21 protein-coding genes are annotated in these 20,644 nt (G+C 43.2%); 11 read left to right on the top strand and 10 right to left on the bottom strand.

Annotated features, from left to right (window positions below; all coding sequences use genetic code 11):
• The first annotated feature begins 94 nt into the window (after positions 1-94).
• Positions 95-262 (top strand): DUF6747 family protein, encoded by a 168-nt coding sequence (locus PY091_RS13000; RefSeq protein WP_275650093.1) that lies wholly within the window; start codon positions 95-97, stop codon positions 260-262.
• Between the two features lie 101 nt (positions 263-363).
• Here PY091_RS13000 and PY091_RS12995 read toward each other — a convergent pair whose 3' ends face one another.
• The gene (locus tag PY091_RS12995; RefSeq protein WP_275650092.1) at positions 364-756 is read right to left on the bottom strand and encodes an ankyrin repeat domain-containing protein; all 393 of its coding nucleotides are present in this window, start codon (positions 754-756) and stop codon (positions 364-366) included.
• A gap of 207 nt (positions 757-963) precedes the next feature.
• Between PY091_RS12995 and gpmI the strand changes: the two genes are divergently transcribed.
• Genes gpmI through PY091_RS12980 form a run of 3 tightly spaced genes read left to right on the top strand, consistent with a single transcriptional unit; the run spans position 964 to position 4,154 of the window.
• Positions 964-2,481, top strand: coding sequence for a 2,3-bisphosphoglycerate-independent phosphoglycerate mutase (gene gpmI, locus PY091_RS12990; protein ID WP_275650091.1), 1,518 nt, complete (start codon positions 964-966; stop codon positions 2,479-2,481).
• A gap of 44 nt (positions 2,482-2,525) precedes the next feature.
• Entirely contained in the window at positions 2,526-3,344 is an 819-nt protein-coding gene (map, locus tag PY091_RS12985) for a type I methionyl aminopeptidase (protein ID WP_275650090.1), read from the top strand.
• A gap of 33 nt (positions 3,345-3,377) precedes the next feature.
• Positions 3,378-4,154 (top strand): class I SAM-dependent methyltransferase, encoded by a 777-nt coding sequence (locus PY091_RS12980; protein ID WP_275650089.1) that lies wholly within the window; start codon positions 3,378-3,380, stop codon positions 4,152-4,154.
• Here PY091_RS12980 and PY091_RS12975 read toward each other — a convergent pair.
• The 8 genes from PY091_RS12975 to PY091_RS12940 all read right to left on the bottom strand — a co-directional run bounded on the left by PY091_RS12975 (position 4,144) and on the right by PY091_RS12940 (position 11,666).
• Complete coding sequence (locus PY091_RS12975) at positions 4,144-5,148, bottom strand: FAD:protein FMN transferase (RefSeq protein WP_275650088.1); 1,005 nt, start codon at positions 5,146-5,148, stop codon at positions 4,144-4,146. The two genes, PY091_RS12980 and PY091_RS12975, sit on opposite strands and share 11 nt — an antisense overlap.
• The gene (locus PY091_RS12970; protein WP_275650087.1) at positions 5,149-5,508 is read right to left on the bottom strand and encodes a Na(+)-translocating NADH-quinone reductase subunit F; all 360 of its coding nucleotides are present in this window, start codon (positions 5,506-5,508) and stop codon (positions 5,149-5,151) included. It abuts the gene before it with no gap.
• 86 nt (positions 5,509-5,594) lie between these two features.
• Positions 5,595-6,905 (bottom strand): NADH:ubiquinone reductase (Na(+)-transporting) subunit F, encoded by a 1,311-nt coding sequence (nqrF, locus tag PY091_RS12965; protein ID WP_275650086.1) that lies wholly within the window; start codon positions 6,903-6,905, stop codon positions 5,595-5,597.
• A 3-nt stretch (positions 6,906-6,908) separates the two neighbouring features.
• On the bottom strand, positions 6,909-7,649 hold the full coding sequence (nqrE, locus tag PY091_RS12960) for an NADH:ubiquinone reductase (Na(+)-transporting) subunit E (RefSeq protein ID WP_275650085.1): 741 nt from the start codon (positions 7,647-7,649) through the stop codon (positions 6,909-6,911).
• 11 nt (positions 7,650-7,660) lie between these two features.
• Positions 7,661-8,308 (bottom strand): NADH:ubiquinone reductase (Na(+)-transporting) subunit D, encoded by a 648-nt coding sequence (locus PY091_RS12955; RefSeq protein ID WP_275650084.1) that lies wholly within the window; start codon positions 8,306-8,308, stop codon positions 7,661-7,663.
• 1 nt (position 8,309) lies between these two features.
• On the bottom strand, positions 8,310-9,059 hold the full coding sequence (locus tag PY091_RS12950) for a Na(+)-translocating NADH-quinone reductase subunit C (RefSeq protein WP_275650083.1): 750 nt from the start codon (positions 9,057-9,059) through the stop codon (positions 8,310-8,312).
• A 2-nt stretch (positions 9,060-9,061) separates the two neighbouring features.
• Positions 9,062-10,312, bottom strand: a complete 1,251-nt coding sequence (locus PY091_RS12945; protein ID WP_275650082.1) for an NADH:ubiquinone reductase (Na(+)-transporting) subunit B — start codon at positions 10,310-10,312, stop codon at positions 9,062-9,064.
• A gap of 1 nt (position 10,313) precedes the next feature.
• Positions 10,314-11,666, bottom strand: coding sequence for a Na(+)-translocating NADH-quinone reductase subunit A (locus PY091_RS12940; RefSeq protein WP_275650081.1), 1,353 nt, complete (start codon positions 11,664-11,666; stop codon positions 10,314-10,316).
• A gap of 139 nt (positions 11,667-11,805) precedes the next feature.
• Between PY091_RS12940 and PY091_RS12935 the strand changes: the two genes are divergently transcribed.
• The 5 genes from PY091_RS12935 to PY091_RS12915 all read left to right on the top strand — a co-directional run bounded on the left by PY091_RS12935 (position 11,806) and on the right by PY091_RS12915 (position 17,277).
• Positions 11,806-13,062 carry a type IX secretion system plug protein gene (locus PY091_RS12935; protein WP_417957217.1) on the top strand — a complete coding sequence of 419 codons (1,257 nt, stop codon included), beginning with the start codon at positions 11,806-11,808 and terminating at the stop codon, positions 13,060-13,062.
• A gap of 33 nt (positions 13,063-13,095) precedes the next feature.
• Entirely contained in the window at positions 13,096-14,352 is a 1,257-nt protein-coding gene (locus PY091_RS12930; RefSeq protein ID WP_275650079.1) for a DUF3667 domain-containing protein, read from the top strand.
• A gap of 1 nt (position 14,353) precedes the next feature.
• A complete protein-coding gene (gene apaG / locus PY091_RS12925) occupies positions 14,354-14,740 on the top strand; it encodes a Co2+/Mg2+ efflux protein ApaG (RefSeq protein ID WP_275650078.1) in 387 nt (128 codons plus the stop codon).
• 72 nt (positions 14,741-14,812) lie between these two features.
• The gene (gene pruA, locus PY091_RS12920) at positions 14,813-16,441 is read left to right on the top strand and encodes an L-glutamate gamma-semialdehyde dehydrogenase (RefSeq protein ID WP_275650077.1); all 1,629 of its coding nucleotides are present in this window, start codon (positions 14,813-14,815) and stop codon (positions 16,439-16,441) included.
• Positions 16,442-16,512: 71 nt separating this feature from the next.
• Positions 16,513-17,277, top strand: coding sequence for a creatininase family protein (locus PY091_RS12915; protein WP_275650076.1), 765 nt, complete (start codon positions 16,513-16,515; stop codon positions 17,275-17,277).
• 258 nt (positions 17,278-17,535) lie between these two features.
• Here PY091_RS12915 and rsmG read toward each other — a convergent pair whose 3' ends face one another.
• Positions 17,536-18,171: a 16S rRNA (guanine(527)-N(7))-methyltransferase RsmG gene (gene rsmG, locus PY091_RS12910; protein ID WP_275650075.1), complete on the bottom strand. Its 636-nt coding sequence runs from the start codon at positions 18,169-18,171 to the stop codon at positions 17,536-17,538.
• A 115-nt stretch (positions 18,172-18,286) separates the two neighbouring features.
• On the opposite strand from rsmG, the gene PY091_RS12905 reads away from it, so the two are divergent.
• Together PY091_RS12905 and PY091_RS12900 are read left to right on the top strand one after the other, a co-directional pair.
• The gene (locus PY091_RS12905; RefSeq protein WP_275650074.1) at positions 18,287-19,390 is read left to right on the top strand and encodes a fatty acid desaturase family protein; all 1,104 of its coding nucleotides are present in this window, start codon (positions 18,287-18,289) and stop codon (positions 19,388-19,390) included.
• Positions 19,391-19,403: 13 nt separating this feature from the next.
• Positions 19,404-20,588, top strand: coding sequence for a pyridoxal phosphate-dependent aminotransferase (locus PY091_RS12900; protein WP_275650073.1), 1,185 nt, complete (start codon positions 19,404-19,406; stop codon positions 20,586-20,588).
• Positions 20,589-20,644: the final 56 nt, after the last annotated feature.

The following is a 20,644-nucleotide window of genomic DNA, read 5'->3' as shown; positions in this document are numbered from 1 at the left end:
AAAAAGGGGATTGGCATAATTTCTGTACCTTTGAGTCAACCCCAAATCCTACATACGTTCTCTTGACCTATGATGCTGTAAAAAGAGAGAACACATGGGAACACTAGAACACTTTAAAGATCTCTATTTAGAGGCATTTGACGATTGCAAACCAAGCTTTGTAGTATTCTTTTTAAAAGCATACTCCATTTTTTGTGCGGTCCTGCTGTTTATGGCCGTATACGCATTTTTATACAGAGCTTTCACCGGCTTCGAATTCTAAGCCGCAGAACACACTCTTTTGCAAGGACACTAAATATGTAAAATGAGCAAAGGGCCCATCCGATCGGATGGGCCCTTTTCGTAAGACGAATAAACTCCTTTCTATTTTTTCATAGCAGCTTCCAACACAGCTTGCGCTTCGGTCGCATTGGATAATTTTGCATATTTGATGGCGGTCATACCACCATCGCATTTCTTTTTGAGGTCGGCACCATTTTCGATCAGCACTTTCAACACCTCTGCCTTATTGTATCGGGCAGCATAGTGGATCGGGGCCTTGCCCAGCGATTTCTGGTTGACATCCTCTCCAAGCTCGATAAATTTTTTGACGGTTTCCACATCTCCTTGCATAACTGCCTTGCAGAATGCGCTAAGATCTTCTGGATTTTCAACTTCGATGGTCGGTCTGGAATCGATTGTTTTAAGTTCGTTGGCAGAAACGCCGCTTAGGGCCAATAGACATACCGTGGCCATTGAAAAGATTGTTTTTTTCATGATGATTGTTTTTGATTAATGAATTTACTTGTTATAAAAATAGACTGCTCAAAACCTTTTGCGTTACAGGATTAACAGTTATATAACTAAAGTTTAACAATCTTTCAATTTTAACATAAAATAATTAACAACTTGATAATTAGAAAACTGCGAAAAAACTAGCGCATCCAAGGAGATCATTTTATTTTTGCATTACAATTCTATACTATGGAAAAAAAGGTAATTCTTATGATATTGGACGGGTGGGGAAAGTCCCCCGACCCAAATGTTTCTGCAATCGAAAAGGCTAATACGCCCTTTATCGATTCTTTGTACAAAACTTATCCCGATGCCGATCTTCATACCGATGGAATGAACGTTGGACTTCCCGAAGGGCAAATGGGCAACAGCGAAGTGGGCCATATGAATTTGGGAGCTGGAAGGATCGTTTACCAAGACTTGGCCAAGATCAACAAAGCAGTAAAAGAAGATACCTTAAAGAACGAAAAAGTACTAAAGGATGCGTTTGAGTACGCCAAAGCCAACAATAAACCTGTCCATTTCCTTGGATTGGTAAGCGATGGTGGCGTACATAGCCATATTGACCATCTTAAGGCCTTGATCAAAGCGGCCGACGAAAGTGGAGTAGAAAAGTCATATGTACACGCCTTTACCGATGGTCGTGATGTGGACCCGAAAAGCGGAAAAGGCTTTTTGGTGGACCTTGACAACTATTGTGTGAACAAAAAAACACAGTTGGCCACGGTTATCGGAAGATATTACGCCATGGACCGTGACAAACGTTGGGAGCGGGTGAAATTGGCCTACGATGTATTGGTAAACTCAGAGGGTGAAAAAACTCAACATATCGGGGAGGCAATGCAAAAAAGCTACGATGAGGGCGTAACGGACGAATTCATAAAACCTTTGGTCATGACCGATGCCGACGACCAAGTAATAGCGAACATAAAAGATGGGGATGTGATCATATTCTTCAATTTCAGGACCGACCGTGGCCGGGAATTGACACAAGCTTTGAACCAACAGGATTTCCACGAGCAGAACATGCACAAGTTGGACCTGTACTACGTGACCATGACCAACTACGATGAATCCTTCAAGGACATCAAAATCATATTCAACAAGGAGAATATCAAGGACACCCTTGGAGAAACACTTGCCAAAAATGGCAAAAAGCAGATTCGTATCGCCGAGACGGAGAAATACCCACACGTTACCTTTTTCTTTAACGGAGGACGAGAGGAACCTTTTGAAGGGGAACAGCGCATCCTATGCCCATCCCCAAAAGTGGCCACCTATGACCTTCAACCGGAAATGAGTGCCTACGACATTCGTGACGCCATTGTACCGGAACTACAAAAAGGGGAGGCGGATTTTGTTTGTCTCAATTTCGCCAACCCGGATATGGTAGGACATACCGGCGTAATGCAAGCTGCCATAAAGGCCTGCGAAACAGTGGATGAATGTGCCAAGGATGTAATTACCGCAGGTCTGGCCAACGGATACTCGACCATTGTCATTGCGGACCACGGAAACTGCGACACCATGATCAACCCGGACGGAAGCCCTAATACGGCGCACACCACAAATCCGGTCCCATTGATTTTGGTGGATAAGGATATCAAAGAAGTAAAAAGCGGGGTCCTGGGCGACATTGCCCCCACTATCCTTAAATTATTGGGTGTCCCCCAACCTGAATTGATGACCCAAAAGCCATTGGTTTGATCCCAATGCCCTTAAATCCATAGATTCAAATTATCTTTGCAGCTATGATTCAAGTAAAGACAGCAGAGGAAATTGAGTTGATGCGCGAGAGCGCATTGGTAGTATCCAAAACTTTGGGCATGTTGGCCAAGGAAATCAAACCTGGGGCCAACCCTTTAAAGTTGGATAAAATGGCCGAGGAATTTATACGGGAGCAGGGTGCTGTACCCGGCTTTTTAGGGATGTACGATTTTCCGAACACCCTGAACTGGAGCCCCAACGCTCAAGTGGTCCATGGCATACCTGGCAATGAGCCTTTAAAGGACGGAGATATTATCTCGGTAGATTGTGGGGCGGTCAAAAACGGATTCCATGGAGATCACGCCTATACCTTTGAGGTTGGAGAAGTAGCGGAGGAAACCAAAAAACTGCTGAAGGTGACCAAGGAATCGCTCTATATCGGAATCAGGGAATTTAAATTGGGCAATCGCGTGGGCGATGTTGGTTATGCCATTCAAAAATACACCGAAGACCATGGATATGGCGTGGTTCGAGAACTTGTTGGACATGGCCTGGGAAGAGAATTGCACGAAGACCCTCAAATGCCCAATTATGGCAAAAGGGGCAGGGGCAAAAAATTCGTAGATGGAATGGTGGTTGCCATAGAGCCCATGATCAATATGGGCACCAAGCGCATTAAACAACTTAGGGACGGCTGGACCATTTTGACCGCGGATGGAAAGCCCAGCGCCCACTTTGAGCACGATGTAGCCCTTATCGACGGTAAACCTGAACTCCTCTCCACTTTTCAATATATTTATGAGGCCCTAGGAATTACCAGTGATGAGGAAGATGAATTTCGCAGCAAGAAATTGGTGCTTTGACAATTCCGAAAAGCTGTTCAAAGCAGCTAATAAATGAAACGACTCTTTAAGTTCTTTCTTAATCTTATTCCAAGACCCTTGCTCATTAAAATGAGTTATTGGGTGAGGCCCATGATTGCCTTTTTTTTAAAGGGGAAAAGATTTATGGACCCCATTGATGGAAAAAGTTTCAAAAGCTTTTTGCCCTACGGGTACGAAAACCCTAGGGAAAACGTCCTGTCCCCTTCCACCTTGTCACTGGAAAGGCATCGATTGTTATGGCTATATCTAAAAGATAGGACCAGCTTCTTTACCAAGCCCATAAAATTGTTGCACTTTGCCCCGGAGCAAGCCTTTTACAAGCGTTTTAAAAAATTGGATACCCTTGACTATACCACAACGGACCTTAATTCTCCCTTAGCGGACGTAAAGGCAGATATCTGCAACCTACCCTTTCCCGATGATTCGTTCGACGTGATTCTGTGCAACCATGTATTGGAACACATTCCAGATGACACCAAGGCCATGAAAGAGCTTTTCCGGGTAATGAAACCTGGAGGTTGGGGCATCTTTCAAATACCACAGGATTTAAATAGGGACATAACATTTGAGGATAATACTATTACCGATAAAAAGGAAAGGGCGCGTATTTTTGGCCAGTACGATCATGTTAGGATCTATGGGAGGGATTATTTCGACAAGCTTAGAAAAGTAGGCTTTAAGGTGGAAGAAGTGGATTATACCAATACCCTTCCAAAGGAAGATGTTGAGAAGTATCGCTTGGCACAAGGAGAAATCATTCCTTTGGTCCGAAAAAGCATCAATTCTTGATCAATGCCTCAAAACCAGGGGTGAAAAATTCCTGGGTCACACCGTCTTTGTCCAAATAAATAATGTAGGCCTCCAATTCTTCATGATCCTGTAGTACTTTTTTGGACGCTTCGAGATCCATCGCCATGAAAGTTGTGGCATATGCGTCTGCCACCGCACAAGTCTTTGCCACCACACTTGTTGCCAAAACATTAGAATTTTTGGTGTATCCCGTTTTTGGGTCAATGGTGTGCACGTACTTCTCACCGGTCTGGGGATCCACACGGAACTTCCTATAATTGCCCGACGAGGCCATGGCCACATCTTTCAACGAAACGATTTGTTTGAGCTGCCTTCCGGTTTCTACTTGGGGGTCGTCGATACCGACCGTCCATTTTTTTCCAGAAACCAGATTGGTTCCCTTTGCCAATACTTCTCCCCCGACTTCTACCAGATAATTTTTGATGCCTTTCTGGTCCAGCATAACTCCCAATCGATCTATGGCGTATCCTTTGGCCACGGCATTGAAATCAAAACGTATCGACGGATGTGCCTTGGTGATGGTATTGTCCCTGTTCAATTGCACTTTATCCCAGCCCACATAGCCCAATAAGCTATCTACACGGAGGCTATCGAGCTGTATTCGTTCTCCCGGACCAAATCCCCAAGCATTGGCCAAAACACCGATAGTAGGGTCAAAATAGCCATCGGAGGCCTCGTGCACCCTTGAGGATACATCAAACACTTCTTCGAACATATCATCGACCACGATGGTCGAATCCCCCTGGTTGATCCTGGAAATGTCCGAAGAAGGAATATAGGTGGACATGGACTTGTTCAATACTTGGAATACGGAGTCAATTTCCTTCTGAAAATCCAATTGCTGATCGGAAATATAGATAATCGAATATGTGGTGCCCAGGGCATTGCCCCAGCTCTGGTTCTTGATCACCTCTTTGGGTGTACAGCCGACAAACCATACGGCCCCTAACAATACTAATACTTTTAGTTTCATTTATATTTCGATTAAGCCTTGATAATCCACTACATATTCTTCGTTCAGGTACAAAGGTTCCGTCCTATCAGCTGCATTGGAGAGTCCAACGCCGGCATAATAGGTCCTGGCCTCAAACTTTTCAGCATGCTCTTTGACCTTATCCATCAGTTCCCTGTCATAATCCTTTGGGTCGATTGGAAATTCCACGTTGCGCACCACGATAAAATGAAGCTTTTTTTCCTTTAAGCAAACGTATTGAGGGTTCTTCTTCAGCTTGCTGTTGATTGCCATAAACTCAAAACCATTGGCCTCCAGTTCATGACCTACAATGTTCATGGCCAAGTTGTGCAATTCCTGATCTGTCAATTCTCTTCCCATAACTAACAAAAAAACCGATGCCAGAGCATCGGTTCGGTTTTATTTGTACCTCTCGACAATGCTCGAGGTGATTCACTTCTTCGGATTTATCCTCCAAAGTCATCAAACCTGATATTCTCATCTGGAATACCAAAATCCTGACCCATTTTCTCCACTGCTTTGTTCATCAATGGTGGACCACAGAAATATAGTTCAATATCTTCTGGAGCATCGTGATGGTTCAAGTAGTTATCGATTACACAGTTGTGAATAAACCCAACGAAGCCGTCACCTTCCTCGTCGTTGATGTCCTTTTTTACTTTCCAATTGTCCTCTTCCAATGGTTCAGAGAGGGCCATGTAAAACTTGAAGTTGGGGAATTCCCTTTCCAATTCCTTGAAGTGTTCGATGTAGAACAACTCCCTTTTGGAACGACCACCATACCAGTAGGATACTTTTCTATTGGTCTTCAAAGTTTTGAACAGATGATACAAATGGGAACGCATCGGTGCCATACCTGCTCCACCTCCAACGTATAGCATCTCTGCATCGGACTCATTGATGAAGAACTCTCCAAACGGACCGGATATGGTCACAGGATCACCTTCTTTTAAACTAAATATATACGATGATGCGATACCGGGATTGACATCCATCCATCCGTTCTTGTTACGGTCCCATGGCGGGGTAGCGATACGCACGTTCAACATAATTTCCCTTCCCTCTGCAGGGTAAGAGGCCATGGAATAGGCTCTTTCCTCTGTCTCAGGGTTCTTCATGACCAATGGCCACAAATTAAATTTATCCCATTCGGCTTGGAACTTGTCCGGAGTCTCGTGCTCTTCAGGGTGGGCTGTAATGTCGATATCCGAATACTTCACTTCACATGGAGGAATCTCAATTTGAATATACCCACCTGCTTTGTAATCCATATCCTCGGGAATTTCAACAACAAACTCCTTGATAAAGGATGCCACGTTGTAGTTACGAACAACTTTAGCCTCCCATTTTTTGATACCGAATACTTCTTCAGGAATAGTGATTTCCATATCCTGCTTCACCTTGACCTGGCAGGCCAAACGTGCACCTTCGCTCAACTCTCTCTTTGAAAAGTGAGGAGTTTCAGTAGGCAGGGCCTCACCTCCACCAGAAAGTACATGGCACTCACATTGGATACAGGTTCCACCTCCACCACATGCTGACGGTAGGAATATTTTTTTGTTACCCAAAGTGGACAACAACGTTCCCCCAGAACCTACTTCCAATTTCTTTTCCCCATTAATGGTAATGGTCACTGGACCTGATGGGGAAAGTTTTTCCTTAGTGAACAGCAATAGCGCCACTAACAGTAACAACAAAACTAGAAACGCTACTACGGTAATTAGAATAGTACCTCCGGTACTTGCGGCTAATATCATCTTCTATTTGTTTACGGCTTCGTTATAAGAGACTGCCTTTTCGGTATCGTCAATCTCCTTTTTGATTTCTTTATCTTCTTTGGTCTCCACTGTGGTGTTCTGAGTCTCTTCTGGTGGTTCGTTGTCACCTGTCAACATACCTCCAAAACTTTGGAAACCGATTCCCATCAATCCTGTGATGATAAAGGTGATTCCCAACCCTCTCAAAGGAGCTGGCACATTGGAATATCTGATTTTCTCACGGATTGCGGCAATGGCCAAAATTGCCAAGAACCAACCAATCCCTGAACTCACCCCGTAATTCAAGGCCAAGCCAATATTTGGAATCTCTCTTGTCTGCATAAATAGGGAACCTCCCAGGATTGCACAGTTTACTGCAATCAATGGCAAGAATATACCCAAGGAGTTGTATAGTGAAGGAGAAAACTTCTCCACAACGATCTCCACCAACTGTACCATTGTGGCAATAGTCGCAATGAACAGAATGAATGAGAGGAAGCTTAGGTCGTAGTCAGCATATTCAGGACCCAACCAAACCAAGGCACCATCCTGTAACAGATACTTATCCAACAACCAGTTCAAAGGAACGGTAACCCCCAAAACGAAGATTACAGCTGCTCCCAAACCTACAGCCGTAGACACTTTTTTGGATACGGCCAAGTAGGAACACATTCCCAAAAAGACCGCAAACACCATATTGTCCACGAAGATTGATCTAAAAAATAGTTCTAAATGCTCTAACATGCTTCCTTAGTTTATGCTTCTTCAATTAATTCTCTATTTCTAGAGCGTTGTACCCAGATAATGATACCTACCACGATCAATGCCGCGGGTGGAATGATCATAAATCCATTGTTCTCATATCCGATGGAGTAAAGTCCTGTTTTTGTAACGGGATCTCCCAAAACCTTCATTCCAAATAGTGTTCCAGAGCCCAAAAGCTCCCTGAAGAAACCAACTATTACAAGGATTACACCGTACCCCAATGCGTTACCGATACCATCCAAGAAGGATTTCCAAGGTCCGTTACCCAAAGCAAATGCTTCAAAACGTCCCATGATGATACAGTTGGTAATGATAAGTCCAACGAATACCGATAGCGTTTTACTCAATTCATATGCAAAGGCCTTTAACACTTGGTCCACAATAATTACCAATGAGGCAACCACGACCAACTGAACGATGATCCTAATTTTGGCCGGAATAATATTACGGATCAGTGAAATGACCACGTTACCTACTCCCAGCACGAACAATACCGAAACCGCCATTACCACGGAAGCTTTAAGCTCGGCAGTAATCGCCAGGGCAGAGCAGATACCCAATACCTGAATGGTAATAGGGTTGTTGTCCGCCAACGGGTCCTTTATAAGATTTGCATCTTTTTTAGATAGTAGCGCCATATTAATTGGATCTTATGGTTTGTAAATAAGGTTTGTAGAGCTTAAGGCTCTCTTTGATCATTGCTGTAACTCCATTACCTGTAATGGTCGCTCCGGCCAAAGCATCTACTTGATTATCTTCTTTATCGTTGTTGAGAGGGTCGTTGTTTCCTTTGGCAACCTCAACACCTTCATAGGTATCACCATCCATAATGGATTCGCCCTTGAAGTCGTCCATAAAGAAACGTTGTTTGATGTTCGCCCCTAGACCGGGGGTCTCACCACGGTGATCAAAATAAACACCTTTGATCTCCATGTTCTCGCCAACGGAAATGTATCCCCAAATGGCATCCCAGAGTCCTTTACCGAACATAGGGATGATATAAAATTTTTCTCCGTCCTTTTCGCCGATCAACAAAGGAAGTTCGGCTTCCCCTCCACTCTTGGCACTCGCCAATGCTTTCTCCACATTGATCAAATAAGCGTTGTCCCTTTCCTCTGCCTGGGAACCATTGATCACCAACTGTTGTGTGATATATTTTGAGAATTCATCCTCTACCTCAGTAGTGGGCACAAAGGCTACATCACCATCTCCCTCATTTTCGTTCACACCCATGGCATAAAGGATGTTCTGTTGCTTTTCGAAGCGCTCGTTCTCATCGATCATTGGTTTAAGACCTGAGGCAACGAAAGCCAACAGCGACCCTACAACAATAACCATCAAGACTGCGAAAATTACAGTATAGCTATTTTTCTCTGTATCAATTGCCATAATTAAGCTGTTTCAGTTTTTAGTGAGTCAACCTCATCCGAAGATTTAGGATAAATGGTTGCTGTCTTAAATCGTTTTAATCTCTTTTTGATGTTGCCCCTAACCACATAGTGATCAATAGTTGGTGCAAATACGTTCATCAACAAAATGGCCAAGAACACCCCTTCTGGATAACCTGGGTTGAACACCCTGATCATCACGGATAGGAAACCAATAAAGAAACCATAATACCATTTTCCTTTGTTGGTCTGTGAACCTGTAACCGGGTCGGTAGCCATAAATACGATACCGAAAGCCAATCCTCCGACCAGCAAATGCTGCCAGTAAGGGAAACTCATCAATGTATAGAACTTGCTGTATTCTGGCAACCAACCGGCATCCACAATACCATTGAATATCAATCCCATGGCCAAGGCACCTACCACGGCACTGACCATAATTCTCCAGGAAGCTATTTTTGAGAAGATCAAGAACAGACCCCCCAATAAGATAAGCAATGTCGATGTTTCACCAACAGAACCTGGGATAAAACCATAGAACATATCGGCCAGCGAATAGCTATAATCCGAACCTGCGGCCAATGAACCCAATACGGTTTCACCAGAAATGGCATCTGCTGTTCCAGCTCTTTCCACAGCTTCATGAACCCATACTTTATCCCCGCTCATCCATGTAGGATAAGCAAAGAACAAAAACGCACGAATGGTCAAGGCCGGGTTCAAGATGTTCATTCCCGTACCACCGAACACTTCTTTACCGATTACAACTCCGAAAGCAACGGCAATGGCCAACATCCAAAGTGGTGTATCCACTGGAACGATCAATGGCACCAACATACCTGTCACCAAATAACCTTCTTCAACCTCATGGCCTTTGATCACAGCAAACAAGAATTCGATTCCCAACCCAATTCCGTAGGAAACAACCACCAAGGGTAGCACCGTAGTGACACCGACCCAAAAGTTGTCCCATGTTAAAAAATGATCGAAAAGGGAAAAGCTTTCTGGAAAACCATTGATAGCCGAATAGTGTTGATACCCTGCATTGAACATACCGAACAACAAACATGGCACCAAAGCCAAAATAACGGTGTTCATGGTACGTTTCAAGTCATCCGCTCCCCTAATGTGACCTCCTGAATGTGTGGTCTCGTTCGGAGTATAAAGAAAAGTATGCAGTGCGTTAAAGGCAGGGGCCATTTTTTTGCCCTGATACTTAAGTTTTATCTGATGTAATTTTTCTTTCATGCCCATATTATCCAAGTTCTTTTTGCAACAAATCCAATCCTTCCCTGATTATTTGTTGGTGTGGTTGTTTTGATATGCATATGAATTCTGTCAAGGAGAAATCCTCTGGAGCCACTTCGTAAAGACCCAATTGCTCCATCTCGTCCAAATCCTTTACCATACAGGCCTTCAACAATTGAAGCGGGTAAATATCCATTGGAAAAACTTCTTCGTACTGACCTGTCACCACAAAAGCCCTGTGCTCACCATTGGTATTGGTGTCCAAGTCGTATTTCTTTTTGGGCTGCAACCAAGAAAATGTCAACGCCCTAGTGGTTGAAATCTTATTGAAAACAGGCTTGTTCCATCCGAAGAATTCGTAATCGTCCCCTTCCGGAATAGCGGTCACGGTATTGTTATAGAAACCCAGATAACCTTCGGTGGTTGTCTTTGCTCCTGTCAACACATCACCATTGATCAGTCTGAACCTGTCCTCTTTTACGCCACTCGCGTATAAGAAAGTTGATATTTCAGCACCAATTTTGGTCTTATAGTATTTTGGTTCTTTTACAACGGAACCTGCAAGCGCAACGATTCTCTCTGCGTTGAACTTTCCGGTCAAAAGAAGTTCGCCCAACATCACAAGGTCCTGTGGGGACAATGTCCAGACCACTTCACCTTTGTTCACCGGGTCTATTTTATTGATCTGTGTTCCCACTAGACCCGCTGGGTGCGGTCCGGAAATCTTGTGAAGCTCGATACCTTTAATATCCTTAAAGGGAGAACTACTTGATTTTCCTATGGTTACATGTATTTTCCCGGGAGTCATTTTACTCAGCGCCATGATCGCAGCCTGAACCTCTTGCTCTTTTTCCTGAAGGATAAAGTCTGGGTTGGCCGCCAAAGGAGCTGTAGCATATCCCGAAACAAAGATTGCTTTGGGAGTTGCAGCGGGATCGGCGATCACATCATAAGGTCTTTGCTTGATGAAAGGCCATCCCCCACATTGCAGTAGGTAAGATTTTATGGCATCACCATCGGCCGTATCCAAATCCGGCACCTTGTTTATTACATAATCTTGTTCTTTGTCGGCAAGAATCTTTAAAGTTAAGATTTTCCTCCTTGCTCCCCTAACGATTTCCACTAACTCACCACTCACTGGGGAAACAAAATGCATTGCTTCGTTGTTCTTGTTATAAAAGAGGGGCTCGCCCGCTTTTATCTCTTCACCCTGTTTTATCAACATTTTTGGAGTGATTCCATGGAAATCTTCTAGGTTCAGGGCATAAACGTTACTTGTAACGGCTTTGGAGATAGTCTGCTCAGCTGCCCCGACGAGGTTGATGTTCAACCCCTTTCTAATCCGGATGTCTTTAGACATATTGTTGTAGACCTTTTGTTATCAAAATCGGACGCAAAAATAGCACTAAAAGGATTGTTTTCATAATTATTAACCATAAAATTGGGATTATGACGAGCTTAATTCCCTAGGCACACTTTTTGTTTACCTTTACCCAAAAATGTTGCCCTTGACACGTTTTAGAAACTTACTGCTCCTTTTCGCCGCCATATCCAACTTTACTTTTGGCCAGGTACAGCAAGAGGTAAATCCTCCCGAAAACATAAAAACCATAGTTTTCAAAGGCCCCACCGAGGACCAGTTCCCTGTTATACAACTCGGGGAATCAATGACTTTGGAATTTGACGACATCCTGGCCAATGAACAGGATTATTATTATAAAATTACACATTACGACTACGATTGGACACCATCACAGTTGCTAAAATCGCAATACCTTTCTGGTGCGGACAACCAAAGAATCATCGATTACGAAAATAGCTACACAACGCTACAGCCCTATTCCAACTACAGACTAACAATTCCGAACGAAAATGTTAAATTAAAGGTTACCGGCAACTATGTGCTCGAAATCCACAATAGTTATGGAGACCTACAATTTTCAAGAAGGTTTGTGGTCTACAGAAATGCCGTGAACGTTGGTGGAACGGTCAAAAGGTCTCGGGATTTCGAATACATCAACACAAAACAAGTCGTGCAGTTCAACATCAATACTGCAGGGTACAATGTGGTGAACCCAAAAAGAGAAGTGAAAATCGCCATTTTACAAAACCATCATTGGCCCACGGCGCTGTTCAATATCAAACCCCAGTTTACGATCGGCTCGGAACTGGTGTATAAATACAATGAGGAAACCAGTTTCTACGGTGGTAACGAGTACCTGAATTTTGACACCAAAGACCTGCGCTCACCTACTTTTGCCATATCGAACATTGAAATGCGGGAAGTGTACCACCACCATTTGTTCACGAATGAATATAGGTATGACAGGGAATACACCTATTTCCCGGACATCAATGGGGATTTTGTAATACGGACCCTCCAAGGCGAGGATGTATCGCGAGAAGCTGAATATTCGAAAGTGCATTTTAGCCTACCCTATTCCAATATGATCGGACTGGACAATGTGTACGTGATCGGCAAATTCAATAACTACGCATTGCAGGAAGAAAACAAAATGACCTTTAACCAGGAAAATGGAAAGTTTGAGACCACCTTGCTGATGAAACAGGGCTTTTACAACTATAAATATGTGGTGCAAAAAGAAGATGGCACCATTTTGCCCAATCTGGTGAGCGGTAATTTTCATTTCACGGAGAACAACTACCTTATATTGGTATATTATCGCGATTTTGGGGACATGTACGACAGTATTATAGGTATAGGGTCCGTAAACTCAAGAAATATCAGTAATTAATTATCTTTAGCATCGAATCCTGAAAACAGTAGTATGGGGAAAAAGGATGGCTTAATCACCAAAGGTCGCTACGAATTGAAGTTCAGGGGCGTTGAATGTCTTAACTGCGGACATCCATTGGACATTAGTGACAAGTACTGCCCCAATTGTTCACAGGCCAATAGCACCAAGAAACTTACCCTAAAGGATTTTTTTGATGAATTTTTCTCCGGGCTGATCAATTATGATTCCAAGCTTTTAAAAACGCTATATGCACTGCTTTTACGCCCCGGTAGAATAACCAAGGACTATGTCAACGGCAAAAGGGTCACCTACACCAACCCGTTTAGGTTTTTATTGAGCTTGGCTTTCTTTTATTTCTTAATGTTTACCTACAACAGTAGGTTTGATGATTGGGACCAAGCCGCCAAGAATTTTGATGGCACCATTTACAATGGCTCCCCATTCAAGTTCAATACGGACTCCGGTGCCATAGAGTTGGATAGTCTTGAATTGGAGAAACAAACCGAGGTCACACAGAAAACCATCGATTCCTTAAAGAAGGTCAATCCAGGGATCATGATCGGGTTCAACAAGCTCGACTCCCTTGAAAATGACGACCAAAAACTCACATCAAAACTTAAGAATCTTGATTCCCTGGGCGTTTTTATGAAGGACCTACAAGATAAAGAGCGAAAAAAAGACTCTTTGATGAACGCCGACCCAAAAGCCTATTTTAAAACCTTGGAGAACAAATCGGGTATGGATGCATTCTCAAAAAAGGCAGAGTTTTTTGGATTGTATATCAAAAAAGACACGCTTTTCAATTTTGAACAGGCCATGGCCAAGTACGATATTGAAGAGACCACGACCAATAAAATGGCCTTCAACTTTTCCAACAGCATATGGAAGGTTGTAAGCGAACCGGGCAGCTGGGTGAACGAGACCATATCCAAACTCCCATTTGTGATATTTTTCTTTATGCCGGTCTTTACCCTGTTCATTTCGTTGGTATACATCAGAAATAAATATACCTACACCGATCATCTTATTTTTAGCTTTCACAATCAGTCTCTCTTATTTATATTGCTCATCCTTAGCCTGACTTTGGATACCGTATTCAATATTGACAGCGCAGGGATATTCCTATTGATCTTCGCATTTTACCTTTATAAGGCAATGCGGAAATTTTATGGACAAGGACGATTTAAAACTATTGTGAAATACATTTTTCTGAACACTGTTTTTATGATCTTGGCATTTTTCACGATCCTATTAACGTTCACGGGAAGTGTCTTTACCTATAATTGATATGTTTACACAGGTTACCAAAGGAATCAAAGTATCGGTGAGCACCACATTTGAAGGCACTTTCTTCAAAAATTACAAAGTCCACTATGCATTCGGTTACACCATAACCATTGAAAATCAGAGCAAGGATACGGTCCAACTCACTGCAAGGCATTGGGACGTATTCGATGCCCTTAAGGAAATGGAAACGATAGACGGCGAGGGTGTAATCGGGAGAAAACCGGTGATCAAACCAGGGAAATCGCACACATATAGCTCCGGATGTCTTTTGGCAGCACCTGTTGGAGCTATGCGAGGTCATTACGACATGGTCAATTTTACCGATACCGAAGAGTTCCAGGTAGAGATTCCCACCTTTAAGTTTGCTGCGCCCTTTGCAATAAACTAATCCACATCATTTTATATTCCATATAGGTTTCATTACCTTTGATAGAATTGTACAATCTTAAAAAACATTTCTATGGCAAAAGGATTTTTTCAAGTTCCGACAGCTTACAACGAACCTGTATTGAGCTATGCTCCAGGTTCTCCCGAACGAGAAGAAGTACTAAAACAATACAAGGCTTTTTATAATAGCAAAGTGGATGTTCCACTATATATAGGAAGCGAAGAGATAAAAACCGGCAATACCAGACCAATGTCGCCCCCACATGACCACAAGCACATTGTGGGCCAATATCATTTGGCGGAACAGGAACATGTGGAAAAAGCCATATCCAATTGTTTGGAGGCTAGGGATGCTTGGGCAAATTTGACCTGGGAACAACGGGCCGCAATTTTCCTGAAGGCCGCTGAGCTCATAGCCGGACCATATAGAGCGAAAATGAATGCGGCAACCATGATCGCACAGTCCAAGAACATCTATCAGGCCGAAATTGATTCCGCCTGTGAAATAGTAGATTTCTTGAGGTTCAATGTGGAATACATGTCTCAGATCTACAGCGAACAACCAGAATCGTCAGAAGGGGTTTGGAACCGTGTGGAATACCGCCCATTGGAAGGGTTCGTTTATGCGATTACACCATTCAACTTTACCGCCATAGCAGGAAACCTGCCCGCAAGTGCAGCCATGATGGGAAATGTCGTTGTTTGGAAGCCAAGTGACAGTCAAGTATATTCAGCCAAGGTGATTGTTGACGTATTCAAGGAAGCTGGTCTTCCTGATGGAGTGATCAATGTAGTTTACGGAGACCCCGTAATGATTTCGGACACCGTATTGTCTAGCCCAGATTTCTCGGGCATCCATTTTACAGGGTCCACCAATGTGTTCAAATCACTTTGGAAACAGATCGGAAACAATATCCATAAATACAAAACCTACCCGCGAATTGTAGGAGAAACAGGAGGCAAGGATTTTATCATTGCCCATCCAACGGCAAAACCCCAACAGGTGGCCACGGCCATTACAAGGGGCGCCTTTGAGTTCCAAGGACAAAAATGTAGCGCGGCATCAAGGGTCTATTTACCAAAATCCACTGCGGACGAAATTCTGGAATTGGTCAAAAAGGACATTGCATCGTTCAATAAGCCAGGATCCCCAGAGGATATGAGCAATTTTATCACAGCCGTCATTCATGAGGGTGCGTTTGATAAATTGGCAAAATACATAGATCAAGCAAAAGCAGATGCAGATGCAGAGATCATTGCCGGTGGTAATTATGATAAGTCCGTAGGTTATTTTATCGAACCAACCGTGATCTTGACCACCAATCCAAAATACGAAACCATGTATACCGAACTGTTCGGTCCTGTGGTAACCATTTATGTGTACGAAGACAAAGATTGGAGCGACACCTTGAAGTTGGTGGACGGGACATCCGAATACGGTTTGACCGGTGCTGTACTTTCTGCAGACCGATACGCTATTGATGAGGCCACAAAGGCATTACAGAACTGCGCGGGCAACTTCTATATCAACGACAAGCCCACAGGGGCCGTTGTGGGACAACAACCTTTTGGAGGAGCCAGAGCATCAGGAACCAATGACAAAGCTGGTTCCATGCAAAACCTATTGCGTTGGGTATCACCCAGGTTGATCAAGGAGACATTTGTTACTCCAGAGGATTATAGGTATCCATTTTTGGGATAACCAAAAATCAATTAATTTAAGGGCTGCCTATTGTAATGGCAGCCTTTTTTTTGAACTAATCCCACAGAATTATGCCCAGACCCTATGTATTGTCCGAAACCAACTGGAAACATTTAAAAGACGAATCCTTTGAACTGGCCATTTTACCCTGGGGCGCCACTGAGGCACACAACTACCACCTCCCCTACGCGACCGACAATATAGAGGGCACTGCAATTGCAGAGGAATCGGCTCGTATAGCATGGGAACAGGGCCATAAGATTATTGTTCTCCCTACCATACCATTTGGAGTGAACACGGGGCAGTCCGACATTTACTTGGACATGAACCTAAACCCCAGCACCCAATTTGCAATATTAAAGGACATTCTTACGGTACTTGACCGCCAGGGCGTCAAAAAGTTCATGATTTTGAACAGCCACGGAGGCAATAACTGGAAAGCCATTATTAGGGAATTGGGACTTCTTTTCCCGGAAATGTTCCTTTGTGTGACCAATTGGTTCAAACTGGGAAGCGGCTCAGGGGTATTCGATATTCCTGGAGACCATGCCGATGAAATGGAAACCAGCTTATTATTGCATTTAAAATCTGAACTGGTATTGCCCAAAGAAGAATGGGGAAAGGGAATCGAGTTCAAAAACCAGATAAAGGCCTTTTCAGAAGGTTGGGCCTGGACCGAACGCCCATGGTCAAAAATAAGCGAGGACACAGGGGTCGGCAACCCTAAAGAAGCGACCAAGGAAAAGGGTGAAGTGTTCTTTAACATGGTTTGCACCAAAATGGCGCAACTTTTTGCCGATATCGCTCAATCTGACATCAAAAATATTTACAAGTAACTGAATATCTTTTGTTTATAAAATAAAAGACAATGGAAATTCAGACCCAAACACAATTTATATGTAAATTTAACGTTAACTAATTGTAAACTAAACGTAATATGTTTAACTTTGTTGAACTAAATCAATTGGTTATGAGAGTTAGAAAACATGCTAGATGGGAACAAATAAGGAATAAATACAGGCAACTTTGGCAATTTGCCAAGGACTATGCCCGCAAATGCCGATTGGTATATAAAAGAATGTACAGTATTTAAATCAACCCTTGTACTTCTGGGGCAGGTACACCACTTTTTTGGTGTCAAAAAATTCTTCTTCAAAATATTCGCTCAAATCAAAGACCTGAACCGTTTCATAACCTTGCAGTTCCTCAGTGAGGTCTCCGCCTTTTAGATAGAGAATTCCATTTTTACGCTGATGGGCCGAGTCTTTTTTAATTTTCCCCTTGGTCCAATGAACAAAGGTAGGCATGGCGGCCACGGCCCTGCTCACGATAAAATCAAATTGTCCCGGGATATCTTCCACACGTGAATGGAGCGCTTGAACATTATCCAGGCCCAGACCTTCGATTACCTCATTCACCACTTTTATTTTCTTTCCTATGGCATCCACCAAGGTAAAATTCACGTTTGGAAACAATATTGCCAAGGGTATGCCGGGAAATCCTCCCCCTGTTCCCACATCCAATATCTCGGAACCCTCATTAAAGGCCTGAATTTTTGCAATACCCATGGAATGAAGCACATGGCGAAGATAAAGCTCATCGATATCCTTTCTGGAAACCACATTGATCTTTTGGTTCCAGTCTTGGTACAACGCCTCTAGTTGAATAAACCTTTCCTTTTGTTCCTCGTTGAGCGTCGTAAAATATTTAAAGATGAGTTCCGCTTTCATGTTCCAAACGTTATTTTTGACAAAGCTAATACTTTTGTCAACCTTAACACCGTTCTAACAGAACCTTGTTAACTCTATAGAAGCATTTTAGTTACATTTGTAAAAACATTTTTTTATGGATAAGAATACCATCCGGTTTTCAAGAAGGGATTCCGCACAATTTTTCAGAACGCTGAACAAAAGAGTCAATGAATACTTCAAAGAAAATGATCTAAAGAAAACTGGGAACTGGAAACTTCACTTTAAGACTATTGTGATGTTCGCCATCTTTTTGACCCCCTATTTTTTAATGTTGACCCTGGACCTTCCCTTTTGGGGATATTTGCTATTGTCCATAACCATGGGCGTAGGTATGGCAGGTGTTGGGATGAACGTAATGCACGATGGAAACCATGGTGCATACTCCAACAAGAAGTGGGTGAACAAACTTATGGGCAGCAGTATATATATTTTGGCCGGAAACGTCTACAACTGGCAAGTACAACACAATGTGTTGCACCACACGTATACGAACATACACGAACATGATGAGGATATGGAGGCAGGAAGGATACTTCGATTCTCCAAACATGCCGAATGGAGGAAGCACCATAAGTTCCAACACTACTATTCCATTTTCCTTTACGGACTTTTGACATTCAATTGGGCCATTACCACGGATTTCCAGCAAATGTACCGTTACATGAAAAGGAAATTGAGCTACGGAAAACTTCCAAACCCCGTAATCAATTGGAGTACCTTGGTCATCACAAAAGTCATTTACTTGACCATCTGGATCGTACTTCCATTGATCTTTGTTGACATTGCATGGTGGCAGGTATTGCTAGGTTTCTTTATTATGCACTACGTTGCCGGGGTAATATTGAGTGTTGTGTTCCAATTGGCGCATATCGTGGACCATGCAGACACCCCTCTCCCAGACGAAGATGGAAATATGAAGAATACATGGGCCATACACCAGTTGTTCACAACGGTGAACTTTGGCACCAAGAATAAAATCGTTAACTGGTTTACCGGTGGATTGAACCACCAAGTGGAACACCATATATTCCCGAACATCAGCCACATTCATTACACAAATATTTCCAAAATTGTGAAACAGACGGCCAAGGAGTTCAATTTACCGTACCACGAATATAAAACTACCAGAAAAGCTATAATTTCGCACTTCAAACACTTAAAAGAGCTAGGTAAAAACCCAGCACTTCAGTATCAGTAAAAACGAAGTACCAATGAGCAACCATCTATCTGACAGGATTAGGAACATGTCCACGTCAGCGACCTTGGCCATGGCGGCCAAAGCACGTGAATTACGCAACGAAGGAAAGGATATCATCGGTTTGAGCTTGGGGGAACCCGACTTCAACATCCCTGACTTTATTAAAGATGCCGCCAAACAGGCCATCGACGAGAATTATAGCAGCTATACACCGGTTGATGGGTATGCGGAGCTAAAAACGGCCATTGCCAACAAATTCAAAAGAGATAATGGCCTAGATTACGGAGCCGGCCAGATAGTGGTTTCCACAGGAGCCAAACAATCGCTCTTCAATGTTGCCATGGTGGTCCTTAATCCAGGAGACGAGGTAATTCTACCGGCACCGTATTGGGTAAGCTATAGCGACATCGTGAAATTAGCTGAAGGAGTTCCGGTGGAAGTCCCTACACAGATAGATACAGACTTTAAAATGACACCCGAGCAATTGGAAGGGGCCATCACCCCAAAAACCAAAATGCTCTGGTTCAGCTCCCCCTGTAACCCAAGTGGATCGGTTTATAGTGTAGAAGAATTGGAAGCATTGGCAGAAGTGCTCAAAAAACATCCGGACATCTATATTGTATCCGATGAAATATATGAGCATATCAATTTTGCGGGAGGCCATGTCAGTATCGCCGGTATTGATGGAATGTACGACAGGACCGTTACCGTAAATGGAGTATCCAAAGCATTTGCCATGACGGGGTGGCGTATCGGTTACATCGGGGCTCCGGAATGGATTGCCAAGGGATGTACCAAGCTACAAGGTCAAGTAACCAGTGGTGCCAATGCCATTGCGCAACGCGCGGTGATCACAGCATTGGAAGCACCTGTGAGCAAGATCCAGTTTATGATCGATAAATTCCATGAAAGAAGAGATCTTGTCCTTGGCTTGTTGGGAGAAATTGAAGGTTTTAACCTCAACGTTCCCGAAGGAGCCTTTTATGTGTTCCCAGATATTTCGGCATTTTTTGGTAAAACCTTAAAAGGGGTAACCATCAATAACGCTTCGGATTTCTCATTATACCTATTGGAGCATGCGAACGTGGCCACAGTTACCGGTGAGGCGTTTGGAAATCCGAATTGCATCCGTATCTCCTATGCTGCATCGGAAGCGGAACTCAAAGAAGCTATCGCCAGGATCAAGGCAGTTCTTTGATAACAAAAAACATAAGTTAGGCTGAGCCTGTTTCAGCATCTAATGATAAGATACAA

This window comes from Flagellimonas okinawensis (assembly GCF_029194005.1).
GTDB classification, from domain to species: domain Bacteria; phylum Bacteroidota; class Bacteroidia; order Flavobacteriales; family Flavobacteriaceae; genus Flagellimonas; species Flagellimonas okinawensis.
This window is presented reverse-complemented; position numbering and strand designations above follow the sequence as displayed.